The sequence below is a fragment of the Colwellia sp. genome, from assembly GCF_013214175.1.
Taxonomy (GTDB): domain Bacteria; phylum Pseudomonadota; class Gammaproteobacteria; order Enterobacterales; family Alteromonadaceae; genus Colwellia.
Map to the genome: position 1 here is coordinate 67,496 of NZ_JABSPA010000002.1, position 18,489 is coordinate 85,984.

Below are 18,489 nucleotides of genomic sequence, written 5' to 3' on the forward strand. Positions count from 1 at the left end.
GAATGTGCGGGATAACAGGTTTTATACATTTTTCAGCTGCTAGCTCATCAGATAGTTCTGCCAATGACTCGGTAATAGATCAAAAACTATTAGCGCAAATGAATAAGGCACAATTTCATCGTGGTCCAGATGAGGGCGGTGAATATCTTGATAAGCATGTTGCTCTAGGGCATAGGCGCTTATCCATAATTGACTTATCATCGGGCCAGCAACCCATGGCAAGTGACGATGGCGACTATGTGTTGATCTTTAATGGTGAAATATACAACTTTAAAGAAACGCGTATAGAGCTAGAGGTATTAGGTCATACTTTCCATAGCCATAGCGATACTGAAGTGATTTTACATGCCTATATGCAGTGGGGTCAGGCTTGCGTTGATAAATTTCAGGGTATGTTTACCTTTGCTCTTTGGCATAAATCCAAACAGCATTTATTTATTGCCCGTGATCGTTTAGGTATAAAACCATTATTCTATGCCCTGATTGACGGCACACTTTATTTTGCCTCTGAACTGAAAAGTATCACTTTGGTACCAGGATTAAGTAAAAAAATAGATGTAAAAGCTATCGAGCAATACTTTGCCTTAGGTTATGCCGCTGAACCGCATACTATTTATCAACAGGTGGCTAAATTGCCGCCTGGTTATACGTTAAGCCTTACCGTTGGTGATAAGGCGCCTAAAATAGAGCAGTACTGGGATGTAAGTTATGCTCAGCAAGTCGAAATGGACGAAGAAGACTACCTCGAAGAAATGGTCGAGCAATTTAAAAGCGCCGTTGATAGCCATATGAATGCCGATGTGCCATTGGGTTCATTTTTATCAGGCGGTGTAGATTCAAGTGCAGTGGTGGCTATGATGTCGCAACTTAACAGTGAAAAATTGAAAGAAAACAGTTCAGGTATAGTATCAAATAAGGCGGTCACAACTTGTTCTATCGGTTTTGATGTAGAAGATTACAACGAAACTGACTTTGCTCGTATGGTTGCTAAAGATTATAAGACCGATCACCATGAACAAGTGATTTCCAGTAACGATTTTGAATTAGTTGATATTCTCGCAGGCTTATATGATGAGCCTTATGCTGATAGCTCCGCCATGCCTACTTATCGTGTTTGCCAAATGGCGCGGGAGCAAGTAACCGTGTGTTTATCTGGTGACGGAGCAGACGAGTTATTAGCAGGCTACCGCCGTTACGGTTTAATGATGAACGAAGAAAAAGTACGTTCAATATTACCTTACGCAATTCGCAAACCAATATTTGGCACGCTTGGCAAGCTTTATCCTAAAATGGATTGGGCACCACAATTTTTACGAGCGAAAACCACCTTTCAGTCTTTAGCAATGGATACTGCAGAGGGCTACTTCCACGGTGTATCTCTGCTAAATGATGCCCAACGTAAAGCATTATTTTCTGATGAATTATACCAAGAACTTAAAGGTTATACGGCTCTAGAAGTCTTTAGAGAGCATGAAGCTAACTTTGATGGCAATGACCCGTTATCTCTCATTCAATACTTAGACATTAAAACCTACCTTGTTGGTGATATTTTAACTAAGGTTGACCGCGCGAGCATGGCGCATAGCTTAGAAGTTCGTGTGCCATTTCTTGACCATAAGTTTGTTGAGTGGACAGCAAAGGTGCCAACAGCGCTAAAAATTAAAAATGGTTGTGGTAAATATATTTTGAAAAAAGCCATGGAACCACATCTGCCACACGATGTACTTTACCGAAAAAAAATGGGCTTTAGAGTGCCATTATCTGATTGGTTTAGAGGTCCATTAAAACAAAAATTACGTGATTCATTATTAAGTAAGCAAATGAGAAATAGCGGCTTATTTAATATGAAAACGGTTGAAAAGTGGCTAGATGATCATCAATCAGGTCGCAAAGAGTATAGTGCGCCATTATGGACGCTGTTAATGTTTGCATCTTTTTATAAACAAGCAGAGCTGGGTAGCGAATAAGTCACTCTATCGTCATTCCCGAAGTGTCTGATCGGGAATCCATGATCTTTAATATGAAAAAGAGTAATCTTGGCAAGTTATACTTGTTATGGCATTTACCAAACAATATCGGAATTACGTTACGGGATCTGCCGTATATTTAACGTAAAGTATTAATATTATGAAAATTTTACACGTATTTGATCATTCCCTGCCATTACATAGTGGTTATACCTTCAGAAGCCGCGCTATATTAAAGCAGCAGCATGCATTAGGTATTGAAACCTGCCATGTCACCAGTCCCAAACATGGTAATGACCAAATTGAAATTGAAGAGATTGATGGTCTTAAGTTTTATCGTAGTGCGCCCATTTCTGGCTTGATGTCAAAACTACCGCTATTGAACCAAATGGCTTACATAGCCCCAATGGTTAAGCGGATTCTAGAAGTTATTGCAATTGAAAAGCCTGATGTTATTCACGCTCATTCTCCGGCACTTAATGGTTTAGCGGCCTTAAAAGCGGGCAGGAAATCAGGATTACCCGTTGTTTATGAAATTCGTGCTTTCTGGGAAGATGCTGCCGTTGACCATGGCACCTGTAAAGAAGATGACTTACGCTATCGTTTAACCCGAAAAATGGAAACTCATGTGGTCAAGAATGCGAATGCTGTGACTACTATCTGTGAGGGATTACGTGCAGACCTAATTAGTAGAGGCTTCGAGGAAAGTAAATTTACTGTTATAGCTAATGCGGTAAATATCGAACAATTCAATGTTATTACATTACAAGATAAAGCCAATAATACCGATTTAGCTAAATCATTAGAATTAACAGATTGTGATGTACTCGGTTTTATAGGTTCTTTTTATGCTTATGAAGGTCTAGACCTAGCTATTACGGCTATGCCGGCAGTATTGGCTAAAAATCCGAAAGCGCGATTATTACTCGTTGGCGGTGGCCCGCAAGAGCAAAGTCTAAAACAACAAGTCACTTTGTTAGGCTTAGAAGGCAAGGTGATATTTACCGGTCGTGTACCTCACAGTGAAGTTGGCAAGTATTACAGTTTAGTTGATTTATTAGTATACCCACGTAAAGCCATGCGCTTAACCAATTTAGTAACACCATTAAAGCCTTTAGAGGCTATGGCGCAAGGTAAGCCAGTACTTGCATCTGATGTCGGTGGTCATAAAGAACTTATTAGTGACAATGAAACAGGCTTTTTATTTAAAGCGGGGGATAGCGTCGAGCTTGCTGAGCGTATGGCTGATTTATTGGCAGATGAGAATAAACTTAACAGCGTACTTTCTAACGGTCGTGATTATGTCGAAAACGTCCGTAATTGGCGAAATAGTGTCAACAATTACTTACCGCTTTATCAAAAGCTAACTGAACAAAGCCGCTAATGAATATCCTCGTTTTAACGACACTCTATCCAAATAATATTCAGCACAGGCATGGCATTTTTATTGAAAATAGAGTGAAAGAACTAGTGAAGCGTTATCCTGACGCTAAGGTAAAGGTACTTGCGCCAGTGCCTTATTTTCCTACTTGGTTACCTATTAATGAATATAAGAAATATAGTGCCGTATTCGAGCAAGAAGTTCGCGCCAATATAGAGGTTTTCCATCCTAAGTATTTAGTTATACCTAAAATAGGTATGAATATTACGCCTCATTTTTTATATAAAACATGCTTAACTAGCATTGCTGAAATTCAAGATGAAGGTTTTTCTATTGATGTAATAGATGCCCATTACTTCTATCCAGATGGTGTAGTGGCTAGTTGGATAAGTAAAAAACTGAATATACCGGTAATGGTAACGGCACGTGGTAGTGATATTAATGTTATCCCTGAAAATAAGATTGCTAGAAAACGAATAATAAAGGCATTAATGAATATTGATGCCAGTGCAGCTGTTTCACAAGCGTTGGCTGAGGAAATGATGAAGCTTGCGCCATTGGCTAAGCCGCCAATAGTATTAAAAAATGGAGTAGACTTAGAAGTTTTTCACCCAAAGGTGCCTAAGCCACAATTACCATTTACTTTATCTAAAGATGAAAAGCTGATTCTCAGTGTTGGTAACCTAATTGAGTTAAAAGGGCATCACCTTGTTATTGAAGCACTGGCCTTAATGCCTAATATCAAGCTGATCATTATTGGTGAAGGTATATTGAAGGCAAAATTACAACAGCAAGTGGAAAAACTAAAATTAGCTGATAGGGTGCACTTTACGGGTAACATATTACAAAGAGAACTACCGGGTTACTACGCCAGTGCGGACGTTTTAGTACTCGCATCCAGTAGAGAAGGGATGCCTAACGTGCTGATGGAATCCATAGCATGTGGAACACCGGTTGTTGCAACTAATGTTGGAGGTAGCAAAGAAGTAATATATTCACTAGAAGTGGGTCAGCTGCTAAATGATAGAAGTAGTAAAAGTATTGTTAAAGCGTTAAATTCCGTTTTATCAAAAGACTTAAATAAAGAGGATATCCGGTGTTTTTCAGAGTGCTACGGCTGGGAAAAAACAACAGAGCAGCAATATCGCCAGATAAACGAAATAGCTAATATAAAGGGTTTGTTTTAAATGGATAGTTTACTTTTTGGTGTAAACATTATTTCGATTGCCTTTTTATGTTATTGGGCTGTAAAAAATGAAGGTGATGACGAATAATGCGCGATATTTTACTGGTATTGGTTTTTCCCTTCCTTCTATATTTTATCTTTAAGCGCCCTTATATTGGTGTTTCGTTATGGATTTGGAGCGCAATGTTTTTTCCAAATGGTTGGGTCTGGGGTTTTGCTTCATCTATACGCTACAACATGTTGATTGCAGCTGTGACTATTATTTCTTATTTTTTCCAAAAAGATAAAATAAAAACAGATAGCTCAGCTTTAACGACTTTAATTCTGTTCTTTTTTATTTTGACCACTATTTCTAGTGCTTTTACTATTTCGAACCTCGATATTGTTTGGTATGAGTGGAGCTTATTTTTTAAAATTATAATTTTTTATCTATTGTGCATTTTAACGATTAAAACCAAGCATCATGTAAATGTATTTATTTGGGCTATTACCTTGTCGGCAGCTTATTTTGGTGCCGCAGAAGGTCTTAAATACATAATAACTGCTGGCGGCCATGTTATTGAGGGCATACCTGGTAGTAGGCTAAGAGATAGGAATGAGCTAGCGCTTGCCGTTAATATGACTTTACCCTTAATTATTTTTTTATTGTCGCAAACAAAATATAAATGGTTAAGGTTAGCTTTGATTGGCGCAGTTATTTTTAATGTCGTGGCAATCATAGGCTCTTTCTCACGCGGCGGCATGTTAGGGTTGATTGTCATTGGTGGCTATTTTTTCTTGCAAAGTAAACGGAAGTTACTGGTATCAATCGTTTTAATTTTAAGTGTCGGCATTGGTAGTGTCTTTGTTTCTGATAAATGGACAAATCGTATGGATACTATAGAAACTATGGGGCAAGACTCTTCTTTTCTTGGACGAGTTGTTGCTTGGAAGCAAGCGGTATTAATGGCTGTTGACCATCCTATTTTGGGTGGCGGCTTTAAAGCAGGGCAAAACCCAAGTGTTTGGTATTTGTATGAAGATAACTTCCACAGTTTAAACTTTATTATTGATACCGGTGACTATAGAGTTTCTAGGCCAAAAGCTGCCCATAGTATTTATTTTCAAGTCTTAGGTGATCAAGGTTTTGTCGGTTTATTTACTTTTCTGGCAATTTTGTTGCTTGCTTACCGTAAGTTAGTTTGGGTGACTAAAAATACTACTGATGAATGGCTTATAGGCTTAGCGCGAATGGTCAAAGTGTCTTTAGTTGCCTATGCCGCAGGGGGGTCGGCATTAAGTTTACCTTACTTTGATCTTTCATTTGCTTTGTTTGCCCTTTGCCATATTTTATCTGAAATAGTTAAAAGGCAAAACAACAAGCACTTACTAGTTGAGCCCGCGATTAACTCTAGAAGGTATACAAATAATGTTTAGTCATATTATTGCCCCTGTTTTAAATGGCGTTGTCGCTGTATCGGGTGAAAATAAGTTAGGGGTGTTAACTTATCACCGAATTGGTGCATCATATAACCAAAATTTTATGGATGAACACTTGTTTGAGCAGCAACTCATTTGGTTAAAACGATACTTTAATCCGGTTAGTCTCGCTGAAGGTTTAGTACTGCAACAACAAGGTAAACTGCCAAAACGAGCTGTCGCTATAACCATTGATGATGGCTATCTGGATAGTTACACAAAAATATTTCCCTTATTAAAAAAACACAAAATAACCGCTACTTTTTTTATTAGCACTTCAGGTTTGAAATCTGGTTTTTTATGGGATGAACTTATTTCTTCAACTATTTTGACTCTAGCGGTTAATGTTTCAGAATTAAGCTTTGATGGTGATAAATACCCATTAACTACTTATAACCAAAGACTTAGTTGTTCAAAACTAATTATTGAAAAAGTTAAGTATTGTTCATTACAAGAAAGAGAAAGGCTTATTAAACTGTTATTAAAGCAAATAGGTCAACCTGAATTATGCCATCAATTTTTAGATGAAGAGCAGATCATTACTTTGCATCAGGCCGGTATGGGCATTGGTGCACATACGGTAAATCATCCAATACTCGCTTGCGAAGATAACGCTACCGCTAAAGCTGAAATGCTTAAATCAAAGCGTCAATTGGAAGATATTATAGGTAAGCCCGTAGACTTTATTGCTTACCCGAATGGCAAAAAGAATATAGATTTTAATGAAAAACATCAGGAGCTTGCCAAAGAATGTGGTTTTAAAGCTGCATTTAGTAGTGACTGGGGTTGCATAAATAAATCGGATGACCCCTTTTATTTCAAGCGTTTTACTCCATGGGATGCTACTGAGGCTAAATTTAGTTTGCGTTTAGCGTTAAACTTTAGCGGGCTATATACAAGGCTATTCAATTAAATGACGACTCAGAGTAAACGTACCATTTTAATGGTCGCCTTAGACTTTCCACCCTGTCAGAGTGCCGGTGTGCAACGCACGTTAAAGTTCGCTGAGTATTTAGTGGACCTAGGCTGGGATGTTATTGTTTTAACAGTTGATGAAAATGTTTATGCAGTAACCGATCAACAGGTAAGTATTCCTGAAAATGTAAAAGTATATCGTTGCCATGCTTTTGACTCGGCAAGAGATTTTTCAGTTAAGGGCAAGTACTTTGCTTGGAGTAAAGTGCCTGATCGTTGGTGGTCATGGGCGATAAAAGCAATCCCCTTAGGCAAGAAACTGATTGAACAATATCAACCTGATATTATTTGGTCTACTTATCCTGTGTCAACGGCTCACTTTATTGCTTATAAATTACAGCAATTCAGCAAGCTTCCTTGGATTGCTGATTATAGAGATCCTTTGCAATGTCGTTATGATAAGAAAGTCTTAAAATATAGCTTTATAGCTAAATGGATTGAAAAAAAGACTATTCAACACTGTAGCAAGGCGGTATATACCACTGAACGAGCAGCGCAGCTGTACCGAAGATTATATCCGGATGAAAAATTAACTAAGTTTACACTTATCGAAAATGGCTTTGATGAAGGTAACTTTAAAAATATTACTGTTGTTGATAATAATATAGGTAGTAAATATACCTTATTGCATAGTGGTGCTGTCTATGAAAATGGTAGGGACCCTAAGTCTATTTTTAGTGCGATAAGTGAGCTACAACAAGAAGGACTACTTAATAACGATAATTTTGAATTGGTATTTCGCGGTGCCAGCAGTGAGCGATATAAATTACAGATACAAAAACTAGGAATTGGAAATTTAGTTCACTTTAAAAAAAATGTATCGTATAGCGATTCTTTAAGCGAAATGGCGGCAACATCGGGTCTTTTACTTATTCAAGGTCAGTTATTCGATAACCAGATTCCAAGCAAAGCATATGAGTATATTCGTTGTAATAAAGCTATATTGGCATTAACACCAAGGGATGGCTCCACTGGACTGCTATTGCAGCAAGTTCATGGTACTGAAATAGTCGAGGGTGTAGATGATATTAAAAAAGCAATAAAAAGAATGTTGTTAAAGGGAGCTATTAAGGAAAGAGCAAGTGCTAGCTTTTCTCGTTATACCAAAACACTACAGTTAGATCTTTTATTAAGATCATTGTGTTAATTTTTTGATATTTAATCGTTATTGGGTTGATAAAGTTGTCATCATTAAAAAATAAAGTTATCTCTGGTTTGGCTTGGTCAAGTCTAGCTAAATTGATCGCTCAGCTATTATCATGGATAGCTACTTTTGTTGTTATACGTTATTTAAATCCGGACGATTATGCCATCGTTGGTCTAGCTTTTGCTTTTACCGGATTTTTTTATGTATTGAGTGAGTTTGGCTTAGCAGATGCATTAATACAGAAAAAGAACACCAAGGAAGAAAACTACTCACAAGTATTTAGTGCAACGTTATTATTAAATACGATTATTTTTATATTTTTTTATGGTGTAAGTGCTAGTTTTGCTGATTTTTATCAGAATAAGGCGTTGGAAGCTGTTTTACTATTTGTTGCGGCCAATTTATTACTCTCTTCGTTTATCGTTATTCCTGAAACGTTAATGAATAAAAAAATGCTCTTTAAACGAAGAGCATTGATTGAAACCTTGGCCAGTACTCTTAATACGTTGACCACCTTGGGTTTAGCGGTAACAGGTTTTGGTTACTGGTCGATTCTTATAGGACAAGCGGTAAATACGTTAAGTCGGGTAATCTTGTTTAATAGCTTTGGTTATCATAATTATAACCTTATGTTTAATTTTAAAGGCTTTGGATCCTTATTGAATTTTGGTGGTTATACTTTTGCCTCAAGAGCTGTTTGGGCATTTTATAATAAGCTCGATATATTGATTATAGGTCGTGTTTTTGGCTCGCAATTATTGGGTGTATATACTATTGCTTTGCAATTAGCGTCTATGCCGTTAGAGAAAATATCAGGCACAATAAACCAAGTAGCTTTTTCTGCTTTTAGCCAAAATAATGATAGTAAAGAAAATGAGCAACACTTTTTATTTTCACTTAGGCTTCTTGCCGTTGTTCTTTTTCCTGCATTTATTGGTATTGCCGCAATATCGCCTATTTTAATCCCTGTACTTATTGGCGATAAATGGCTTGAGTCCATAATTTTTATACAGTTACTCTCGTTAATCATGCCATTAAAATTAATTAGTAGTTTTGTAAATACTTTTATTGCCAGTAAAGGTGATGCAAAATTTAACCTTAAAATGTCTTTGTTATATTTATTGTTTATTGGCGTAGGTTTAATAATAGGTAGTTATGGAGAAGTCATTGATGCGGTAATCGGTTTAGTGCTTGGTTATACGTTGTGCTTTTTAATAGTATCTTACTTTTCCATAAGTAAGTTAAGCTGTTCGTATAGGCTCTTTATAGAGTGCTTATGGCGACCTATTGTATGTGCTTTACTTATGTGGTCAATAATTTCATTACAGCAATCTTATTATCCATTTAACCTCCATTCGTTACTAAACCTTTGCATTATGATTGTGCAAGGTGGCTTAGCTTATTCAATGTGTATATGGCTAATAGGTAGAACTCATATTAAAGATATTATGGAATTGATTTCTACTTTTCGCGTAGAAACTACTTCAAAAGGAAAGTTGTAGATGGATGCCTTAAATAAAAAAGTAGCTATCGGTGCTGGCTGGGCAATTTTTACAAGGCTTTTAGTTAAATCGTTAGGGTTAATAAGTACAGTGATTCTAGCAAGGGTATTGGCACCTGAAGATTTTGGTGTCATAGCAATGTGCATGATCATTATTGCCTTCCTTGAGGTTTTTACTAGTTTTGGTTTTGATATAAACATTATCCAGAGGGATAAAGTTTGTAATAGGTTATTGGATTCTGCTTGGACCTTAAAGCTCGTAACGGGAGGGGTACTTACTTTAATATTAGTGGTGATAAGTGAGTATATTGGTTTATATTATGATGATACTAGACTTGTCCAATTAACTCTTGTCCTATCCTGCCTCCCCTTGATTTCTAGTTTGCAAAATATTGGTTTTGTTTTATATCGAAAGAAGTTAGACCTGACTAAAGAGTTTCGTCTCGAGGTTGTTTCAAAGTTAGGTTCTTTCATTGCAACAATAGGCTTTGCTATTTTTTTAGAAAACTACTGGGCATTAGTTATTGGGATGTATGTAAATGCTGTTATGAAAGTAATTATGAGCTTTCTAATGCACCCTTATAGACCCCATTTTTCTTTGGTGTATGCTCAAGAGTTATTTAAGTTCTCTAAGTGGCTTTTACTTAATAATCTACTTATCTTTTTTAATCACAAAATAACTGACTTATTTATTGGCAAGCAGTCATCAGCACAAGAATTGGGTTTTTATACTGTGGGTTATGAGATTTCAAATCTACCAACAACAGAGTTAGTTTTTCCATTAAGTAGGGCAATATTTCCCGGTTATGCAAAAATTAGAGAAGATAAATCCTTACTTAAAAAAATGTTCCTTCAATATACAACCGTCATTATATTTTTTGCCGCTCCCATAAGCTTTGGGATAGCGGTATTATCAAAAGATATTGTTGCAATACTGCTAGGAGATAAGTGGGAGGGTGTTGAAGATATAATTTATATCTTAGCTTTTTATGGGCTAATACGTGCATCCGTAAGTAATGCAGGAAGTGTTTTTCTTGCTATTGGTAAGCCAATGATACCAGTGGTAATCTCAACAATCAGACTAGTTCTAATTATTCCTTTACTCTTGTTTTTGGTACCTACAAATCTTGCTGTCGGGGGAGCATGGTCAGTATTATTGGTTTCGTGTATAGTTTTTTTCATGAGTTTGGGGAGTTTAGCTTACTGTATATCTATTGACTTTAAAGAGTATTTATCTATTTTTTTACCTCCTGTTATTGTCAGCTCTATAATGTACTTTACTCTTCTTTTGCTTCAAGAAAACAGCTATTTTACAAGTAGCTTAATTATAGGCTTTATAATGCAAGTGTCTTTAGGTGCTGTCATATATTTACTGTTAATAATACTGTATTTTCGTATATATCAAACCGAACACTTTTCATTTCAATTAATGGAAAAAATAAAGGAAATTTTAAAAGGGAAACTATGACTATTAATATTTTATTAACAGATAACGTAATCTTAAATGGAGGAGATTCAGCCATATTAAAAGGGACTTTTGATGTTCTGAATACACTCCCAAAAAGCAATGGTTTTTCTTATAAAGTTCATTGTGATTATTTTGATTCAGCAATAAATCAATATAAAGATTTACCATTAAACCGTTCAATACAGGAGTCGGTTAACCTCTTTCCTCCACGCTTCTTTTGGCGGTTCTCATCTATAAATCGATTTGTAAAATATGGTCCCTTAACTCTTTCAAAAGCGGAGCTAGAAGCCTTTAATGATTATAAACAAGCAGACATTGTAATAACTTGTGGTGGTAGCTTCTTAACTGATTCATATTCTTTGGAGAATACACTTCTAGGTTATGATGTCGCTTTAAATTTGAAAAAACCTCTTTACCTTGTTGGGCAATCAATAGGGCCTTTTACTTCAGAAATAAAAAAAGAAGAAGTAGCTATTCGTTTAAGGAAAATGGATAAAATACTTGTACGTGATCATAAGAGCTATCTCGAGGCGCTAGATATGGGGTGCTCTGTTGATTCCCTATATGAAGCTAAAGATATGGCTTTTAATATTAGTACGAAGGTAACAAATAAAACATTAGATGAAGATAATTTAACTATTGGTATTTCTGTTAGAAAATGGACATTTCCATATGATTCACAACTAGATAGAGATAAAAAGTACGAAAATTACATTTCTTCTATGAGAGAGTTAGTGAATTCATTGGTGGATAAATATAATGCAAATATTGTTTTTGTCTCGACATGTCAAGGTGATGAGTCATATAAATTTCATGATAATAAAGTTGCTGAAGAAATCACTGCAGGACTGTCTAGGGATACTAAAGAAAGAGTTACAATTAATTCTACATTTATGACCCCTGAAGTGTTTATGTCTGAAGTTGAAAAATTAGATGTATTTATTGGTACTCGTATGCATGCGTGTATTCTTGCGCTATTAAAAAATATTCCGACTATTAATATATGCTATGAGTTTAAGTCAGCAGAACTTTTTGAGTCCATGGACTTAGGAAATTTTGTTCATGATATCAATCAGGTTGAGCCGATTAAAATTATAGAAAATATTTCTTTGATTTTCTCTCAATATGATGAAATAAAGTCAAATATATTTATGAAAATTGCTGAATTCAAAGAGATAAATAGAAAAGCAATTCATGAAGTTTTTGAATAAAATCTTTTATTCATTGAAGTGCCTTTCTTAGTTAGTAGGTGTTTAAGCGTATTTATATGGTTCGGGGTGACGTTTTGAATATACTGATTGTAGGTAATATTAACTGGTTTAATTTGAGGGATATGCATATTAAACCGTTAATAAATGCAGGCTATAAGCTGACGGTTTTGTCAGATGTAGAGCCAGATAGCCCTGATTATATAAAAGGCGTTGATTTTATCCACCTAAATAAACGTCGCTTCTCAATTAAGGGTTGGCTTTATATGGCTAAGCAGTTGTTTAGCCTTCTAGTTAAAGGGAGATTATTTGAATGGAAAGAGCGCGCTCGAGTCCTTTATTTATACCAAAACTCTCTGAAGTATTTAGGACAAGTTAACGCCATTCAGCAAGATAAATTTGATCTTGTTCATTGTCACTTTCTTACACGCCCAGCTTGTATTACTTTATATTTATCGAATATATCCTTGCCTATTATTTCAACTATTCACGGCTCTGATCTGTATGTTTCTGCCTTTAATACCATTGTGGACAGAAGTTATATCGAGCTGAGTTTCTTACGTTCTACTAATATCGTTGTTCCTGGGAGCTCTGAAGAAGAGTTGTTGGTTAAACTTGGAGGAGCTAGCAAAAAGGTTGTTAAACTTCCTTGGGGAATAGATACATCCTTTTTTACTTTGTTAGATTCTGAGGACTCTCAAGAACTTTTGAAAGAAAGGTGGGGATTTGCTAACAAGCAAGTCTTACTTAGTACAAGAAATCATGCATCAATTTATAACATTCAGTCAATAATTAAAGCTTTTTCCTCTTTTAGTGTTAAAGAGGATACTATTCTTGTGATAGCAGGGAATGGCGAACAAACAGATGAACTGCAATCCCTAGTCAAAAAGTATAAATTAATAGAGATGGTTATATTTACAGGGAGGTTAACGCATAATGAGTTAAAAGAATTGTATCAGTTGTCAGATGTTTACGTTCAAAACCCTTTGTCAGACGCCTTACCTTATTCCATGCTAGAAGCCATCGCATGTGGCTGCAGTGTGGTTTGTGGTGAGTTAGGTAGTATTGTTGATTTGGTAACTAACCCTGAGCTTAATGAGCAATCAAGTTTGTTTTTTTCGGGCGAAGGAGTGCTTAACGACCACGAACTTTCAAAGCTACTTACACTTGCCATGACGAATGGGAGAAAAAAATATTTTTCAATAAAATATCAAAGTGTTATCGATAATAATTATTCTTTGAGTGCTTATACATCGAAGATATCGAATATTTATCAATCATTATTAAAGGTAAAGTGATGCAGTTTATAGTATTAGCTCAAAATCAATGGCAAAGCCGCTGGATGAACAGGCAGCAGTTGTTTAGCCGAATAGGCAAACAACATAATGTTGTTTACGGATCTGGTGCAGCGTTTACTTGGGATTTTACGCTTAAAAAACTGTTTAATTCATTATTTAAAAAAAAACATACCAAGCAAGACAATGTTAGCGTTATAAATCCAAGCTATATTTTTTTGAGAAATCCTAAGTTTAAGTTGTTTGATAAACTTGCCGTAAATCACTATAAATCTAAGTTTAATACCGCAATATCTAAAGATAAGCCTATTGTTCTTTATATATTTCATCCTGAATTTTTTGAGTACATACAATACATTAAGCATGATTATTTAATTTTTCATGCTTACGATGATTATTCAAAACAAAATGGTTATGGTAACCAAATAAAGCATGATGAAGAACAATTGTGTATGCAAGCAGACTTAATTATCACTTCGTCTTTACTTATTAGAGAACGTTATCTCGAGAGTCAACCGGAAAATAAAGTGAAGTTTGTACCAAATGGCGTGGATTATGATGCGTTTTCACGTTCTTATGAAGAGCCAGCCGAGTTGGCGAATATTCCTAAACCTAGAATCGGTTATGTTGGAGCCATTAATTTAAAGGCTGATATAGCATTATGGTTTGCGCTTGCTAATCATTTTAAAGATGTCTCATTTGTTTTAATTGGCCCGGTCAATCAGCTAACAGAGGATGATCATAATACTTTTAACAAGCTAAAACTGTTAAAAAACAGTTTCTATCTGGGTAGTAAAGAGAAAGATCGAATAGCTTCTTATATGCACCACTTTGATATTAATACAATGATTTATAAATCTAATCGAAGTGGTTGGGCATCTTCAGGTTATCCCTTGAAGCTTCATGAGTATTTAGCAGCAGGTAAACCTGTTATTTCTTCTAACATCGAGGCTGTTAGGAGCTTTTCTGATGTAGTTTCAATTGCTGAAGGTATAGATGAGTGGGTAGATAATATTAAAATATTATTAAATGAAAGCAACTCATCTGACTTAGTCGCTAAAAGAAAGAAGGTTGCTAAAAATAATACATGGGAATGCAGAACAGAAAGCATAGTTAATTATATAAAACAGTTAGATAAATAATGAGTTTAAGTGTTTTTACTTTACTTAAGGTAGATATAGTCAGTTCTTATGCATAAAACTAAGGTAATCATCTCATTTGATACTGAATTTAGTATTGGTGGGGCTTTTCAATTTCCAGAAAAATATACCCCTTTATCTGATGAAATATTCAGCCCTACTTTTCAAAACCAAAAAATAGGTTTTGGAAATGTTCTCGAGATATTAAATAAAAATGATGTTCAATGTACTTTTTTTGTTGAGCCATTGCAGTCATATTATTTTGGTCATGAAAAAATGGGTAGTTATGTAAAGAAATTAACTGACTCTAAACAAGATATTCAATTACATACTCACCCTTGTTGGGGGAAGTTTAAGCATAATAAAAAAGTGCCTGAAGCTATTTGTCCAGATGACAATTTTTGTCAATTATCAGAAAACACAGTCAGAGAGTATTTAAACTATTGTCTAAAGGTTTTTAATAGGTGGGATGTTAAGTCACCTACTGCAATCCGTACAGGAAATTTAGAGATTAGTCGGAATCTATACAAACTATTGTATGAATTTGATATCAAGCTATCTAGCTCTGTGGGCACCGCTCTATTCATGCCTGTTGATTCAGACATGCAATTTGAAAATTTTAATAAACGTTTTGATTCGGTACTGGAAGTACCCATAACTTCCTTTCGATCTGTAGGTAATCGAAAAAAGCTATTAACGATAACTAGTGTTAGCTTTCATGAAATTAAAGACGTACTTGAGGCATGCCATAAACAAGGTATTGAACACGTCATCATATTGAGCCATATTCATGAGTTTGTTAAAAACAAAAACTTTCGTTTTGAACAGGTTAGACCAAATAAAGTTAACAGTAAAAGATTAGAACAGTTATGTAGTTATGTTAACCAAGACGAACGTTTTACTTTTACTACATTTGGACAGGAAATTGAAAGTAATGGGTTTTCTGTTACGGATGAGCAATTAGATAAGCGTATCAGTTCAAGAGCCTTTTCAGGCTTGTATACCATATTAGAAAATAAAGCTAATGATAAGTTTTGGAATTATTAAGTAATAAGTTATCAGAGAATATATGGCATGAATAAATGGGTAAAGGTATTAAAAAAGTATTTCATATTAATAGGCTTATTAGGGAATTTAACCTTCTTTGTAATCTTTGGTTTGTTGTTAAATAAAATATCATCTTTAGAATTATCTTTACCATTATTTAGTGAAAAAGTGCGTGAACAATTAAAAACCAATCAACCCAATTTATTAGCGATAGTAGCCCCAATACTAGACGTTATGAGTTTACTTAAATCGAAGAATTATTACTTTAGAGAAGTTGATATTGAACAATGGTCTGGAATTGGAGCAAAAAAATATTTCTCTGTTAGTTCAACCGCTGATATTAACGTTTTTAATGCTTCAGAGTTACTCTCAGCGCTAAAAAATGTATCAGCAGGCCAAACTATAGTTGTAGCTCCAGGTGAGTACGTTGTCGATCAGTTTGGTATTAGCTTAAATAAATCAGGCACTAAATTCTTACCTATAAGAGTAATAGCTCAGCAGCTAGGTACAGTTAAAATATTTCTGAGAGGGGAAGGTTTTGTCGTTAAAAAACCCTACTGGCAATTTCATAATTTGCATTTGATAGGGTCATGTAAAATACATAGCCGCTGTGAGCATGCCTTTCATGTGGTAGGTGAAGGGAAACATGTTTTAATAGAAAATAATATTATTCAAGACTTTAATGCCATGATTAAAGTTAATGGTATTGGTCGTTCTTATCCGGATTATGGCAAAGTAATTCAAAACACCCTTTTTAATACTAGCGCAAGAAATACAGCAAACCCTGTAACTCCTATTGATTTAATGCATGCAAATAGCTGGCAAGTTGCTGATAATTTTATTTTTGATATTCAGAAGTCGGCAGGTAATCAAGTAAGTTATGCGGCCTTTTTTAAAGGAGGCTCTCAATTGGGTGTTTTTGAGAGAAATCTAATTATTTGTGCAGCTAATTTACCTGGTAATTATACATCTATTGCGCTTTCTTTAGGTGGTGGAGGATCACCATTGGCTCATCGGAGAAATAATAATGTTGCTGAACATGTCAATGGCACAATTCGTAATAATATAATCATGCATTGTGCCAATGATGTAGGCATTTATTTAAACAAGGCAGCCAATAGCCAAGTTCATCATAATATCTTGTATAACACCTTAGGCATTGATGCCCGTTTTAAAGAAACAACAGCCTTTATTTATAATAATGTTATTTCTGGGCGAGTTAAAAGTCGAGATAAAGGTGAACTGGTTCAAAAGGACAACCTGATAGTGAAACGCAACTTTTTTACTGGGAAGGATAATTTATCTGAGTACTTTTCTGCACCAGATATAGGTGACTTTTCATGGCTAAACGCTAGGGATATTGGAAGTTATGAACTGTCTGAAAATAATAGTTTCTGTGGTGAAAAACCTCTATTCGGATATCTTGGTGCTTATTCTGATGCTACGTTTTGCTTTAATAGGCTAAATTTAATATCAAGATATACAGGTGTTTTTAAGTGACTCTTTTTAGGCGATATCTTTTTTTATCAGGTGTACTTGTACATTTATTAGTAGTTTTAATACTTTTATGGCAACCCTCCCTCATTAAAAAAGTAACGAACAAACTAAGTAATAAATATTATCAATTTCAAGCCAAGCGTGAATATAAACTACTTACTCAAGGTAAAATTATGACGCTTGAGCAAGAAATATCAAAAGCGTTTGTTGCTTGGAAGCCACGAGCCAAAAATGTAGATATTCAAAATAAAATATTAGTAAATAAACAGCCGTTTGAACAACTCATACCTGCGATAAGAAGCCTACAACACGGAGATACTTTAGTTATTCCTGAAGGGGTGTATCAAACGCCGATAGTTATAAAGAAGAATGATATAACTATCATTGGTAATGGCCATGTTGTTTTTGAAAAAAAGGCCGCTAGGGGGAAGGGGTATATATTAAGTCAGGGTAATAATTTAACGGTTGAAAATATAGAGTGTCGCTATATAAATGTCAGTGATGGGAATGGTGCTTGTATAAGGCAGGAGGGTAAAGACCTTACTCTCAACCATGTTTATTTTCATAGTAGTCAAGAGGGAATATTAGAAACAGCAAAGGAAATCGGTTTTATTAAAATATTTGATAGCCGTTTTGAACGGTTAGGTTTTAATGGTCAAGCTCATGGAATATATACGAATAAAGCTGAAGTGGCCATTTATCAGTCATTATTCGTTGCAGCTAAAAGTGAGGGGCATGCGATTAAAGTTAGAGGTAAGAGGCTCTATATTGAAGCATCAGTAATCGCTTCATTATCTTCGGATGATAGTCGTTTAATTGATATGTCTAATGGCGGTGAGCTTATCGTAAAAAATTCAATCTTAGAACAAGGGCCTAAGTCAACAAACGGACAAATGATTGGTTTTGGTTTAGAAGGGATTAAGCATGTCAAAAATCAAATACAACTTGTTGGTAATATTATTTATTTAGATAGAATAGGTGTAAACCAAATGTTAAAATTACCATCGAAACAACAAGGGATTAGTGTTATTCAGGAAAAAAACTTGATCATTGGTATAGATTTATCAGAAGAAAAAATTAGCACTAATAACTACTTTAAAAATAGGGAAGAACTTGGTTTGCCAAATTACCCTCACTTCTCAAAAAGTCTTTGCTATAACCTTCTAAATTGCTTTATCGCAGACTAAACAGTAATTTTTTGTGTGATATAGACTAAGGTT

The 18,489-nt window shown here is 35.1% G+C and carries 14 protein-coding genes; all 14 read left to right on the forward strand.

The window, feature by feature from the left end; genetic code table 11:
- Window positions 1–2: 2 nt before the first annotated feature.
- A complete protein-coding gene (locus HRT55_RS03485; RefSeq protein WP_291618929.1) occupies window positions 3–1,967 on the forward strand; it encodes an XrtA/PEP-CTERM system amidotransferase in 1,965 nt (654 codons plus the stop codon).
- 160 nt (window positions 1,968–2,127) lie between these two features.
- Entirely contained in the window at window positions 2,128–3,351 is a 1,224-nt protein-coding gene (locus tag HRT55_RS03490; RefSeq protein ID WP_291618931.1) for a TIGR04063 family PEP-CTERM/XrtA system glycosyltransferase, read from the forward strand.
- Entirely contained in the window at window positions 3,351–4,535 is a 1,185-nt protein-coding gene (locus tag HRT55_RS03495; protein WP_291618933.1) for a glycosyltransferase family 4 protein, read from the forward strand. Before HRT55_RS03490 ends, HRT55_RS03495 begins: the two co-directional genes overlap by 1 nt.
- An 86-nt stretch (window positions 4,536–4,621) precedes the next feature.
- Window positions 4,622–5,950, forward strand: a complete 1,329-nt coding sequence (locus HRT55_RS03500; RefSeq protein WP_291618935.1) for a putative O-glycosylation ligase, exosortase A system-associated — start codon at window positions 4,622–4,624, stop codon at window positions 5,948–5,950.
- Window positions 5,943–6,905 carry a polysaccharide deacetylase family protein gene (locus tag HRT55_RS03505; protein ID WP_291618937.1) on the forward strand — a complete coding sequence of 321 codons (963 nt, stop codon included), beginning with the start codon at window positions 5,943–5,945 and terminating at the stop codon, window positions 6,903–6,905. Before HRT55_RS03500 ends, HRT55_RS03505 begins: the two co-directional genes overlap by 8 nt.
- Window positions 6,906–8,114, forward strand: coding sequence for a glycosyltransferase (locus HRT55_RS03510; protein ID WP_291618939.1), 1,209 nt, complete (start codon window positions 6,906–6,908; stop codon window positions 8,112–8,114).
- A 35-nt stretch (window positions 8,115–8,149) separates the two neighbouring features.
- Entirely contained in the window at window positions 8,150–9,616 is a 1,467-nt protein-coding gene (locus tag HRT55_RS03515; RefSeq protein ID WP_291618941.1) for a lipopolysaccharide biosynthesis protein, read from the forward strand.
- Window positions 9,617–11,083 (forward strand): lipopolysaccharide biosynthesis protein, encoded by a 1,467-nt coding sequence (locus HRT55_RS03520; protein WP_291618943.1) that lies wholly within the window; start codon window positions 9,617–9,619, stop codon window positions 11,081–11,083.
- Entirely contained in the window at window positions 11,080–12,294 is a 1,215-nt protein-coding gene (locus HRT55_RS03525; protein ID WP_291618945.1) for a polysaccharide pyruvyl transferase family protein, read from the forward strand. Before HRT55_RS03520 ends, HRT55_RS03525 begins: the two co-directional genes overlap by 4 nt.
- Window positions 12,295–12,368: 74 nt before the next feature.
- Window positions 12,369–13,589, forward strand: coding sequence for a glycosyltransferase (locus tag HRT55_RS03530; RefSeq protein WP_291618947.1), 1,221 nt, complete (start codon window positions 12,369–12,371; stop codon window positions 13,587–13,589).
- A complete protein-coding gene (locus HRT55_RS03535) occupies window positions 13,589–14,728 on the forward strand; it encodes a glycosyltransferase (protein WP_291618949.1) in 1,140 nt (379 codons plus the stop codon). The genes HRT55_RS03530 and HRT55_RS03535 overlap by 1 nt, the downstream gene beginning before the upstream one ends.
- Before the next feature lie 48 nt (window positions 14,729–14,776).
- Window positions 14,777–15,772, forward strand: a complete 996-nt coding sequence (locus HRT55_RS03540; protein WP_291618951.1) for a hypothetical protein — start codon at window positions 14,777–14,779, stop codon at window positions 15,770–15,772.
- A gap of 27 nt (window positions 15,773–15,799) precedes the next feature.
- Complete coding sequence (locus tag HRT55_RS03545) at window positions 15,800–17,272, forward strand: hypothetical protein (RefSeq protein ID WP_291618953.1); 1,473 nt, start codon at window positions 15,800–15,802, stop codon at window positions 17,270–17,272.
- Entirely contained in the window at window positions 17,269–18,456 is a 1,188-nt protein-coding gene (locus HRT55_RS03550; RefSeq protein ID WP_291618955.1) for a hypothetical protein, read from the forward strand. Before HRT55_RS03545 ends, HRT55_RS03550 begins: the two co-directional genes overlap by 4 nt.
- Window positions 18,457–18,489: the final 33 nt, after the last annotated feature.

What these genes read in the sequence shown, in the direction of transcription:
- HRT55_RS03485 (WP_291618929.1), top strand. Translation starts at nt 3, where the DNA reads ATGTGCGGGATAACAGGTTTTATACATTTTTCAGCTGCTAGCTCATCA.
- HRT55_RS03490 (WP_291618931.1), top strand. Translation starts at nt 2,128, where the DNA reads ATGAAAATTTTACACGTATTTGATCATTCCCTGCCATTACATAGTGGT.
- HRT55_RS03495 (WP_291618933.1), top strand. Translation starts at nt 3,351, where the DNA reads ATGAATATCCTCGTTTTAACGACACTCTATCCAAATAATATTCAGCAC.
- HRT55_RS03500 (WP_291618935.1), top strand. Translation starts at nt 4,622, where the DNA reads ATGCGCGATATTTTACTGGTATTGGTTTTTCCCTTCCTTCTATATTTT.
- HRT55_RS03505 (WP_291618937.1), top strand. Translation starts at nt 5,943, where the DNA reads ATGTTTAGTCATATTATTGCCCCTGTTTTAAATGGCGTTGTCGCTGTA.
- HRT55_RS03510 (WP_291618939.1), top strand. Translation starts at nt 6,906, where the DNA reads ATGACGACTCAGAGTAAACGTACCATTTTAATGGTCGCCTTAGACTTT.
- HRT55_RS03520 (WP_291618943.1), top strand. Translation starts at nt 9,617, where the DNA reads ATGGATGCCTTAAATAAAAAAGTAGCTATCGGTGCTGGCTGGGCAATT.
- HRT55_RS03525 (WP_291618945.1), top strand. Translation starts at nt 11,080, where the DNA reads ATGACTATTAATATTTTATTAACAGATAACGTAATCTTAAATGGAGGA.
- HRT55_RS03535 (WP_291618949.1), top strand. Translation starts at nt 13,589, where the DNA reads ATGCAGTTTATAGTATTAGCTCAAAATCAATGGCAAAGCCGCTGGATG.
- HRT55_RS03540 (WP_291618951.1), top strand. Translation starts at nt 14,777, where the DNA reads ATGCATAAAACTAAGGTAATCATCTCATTTGATACTGAATTTAGTATT.
- HRT55_RS03545 (WP_291618953.1), top strand. Translation starts at nt 15,800, where the DNA reads ATGAATAAATGGGTAAAGGTATTAAAAAAGTATTTCATATTAATAGGC.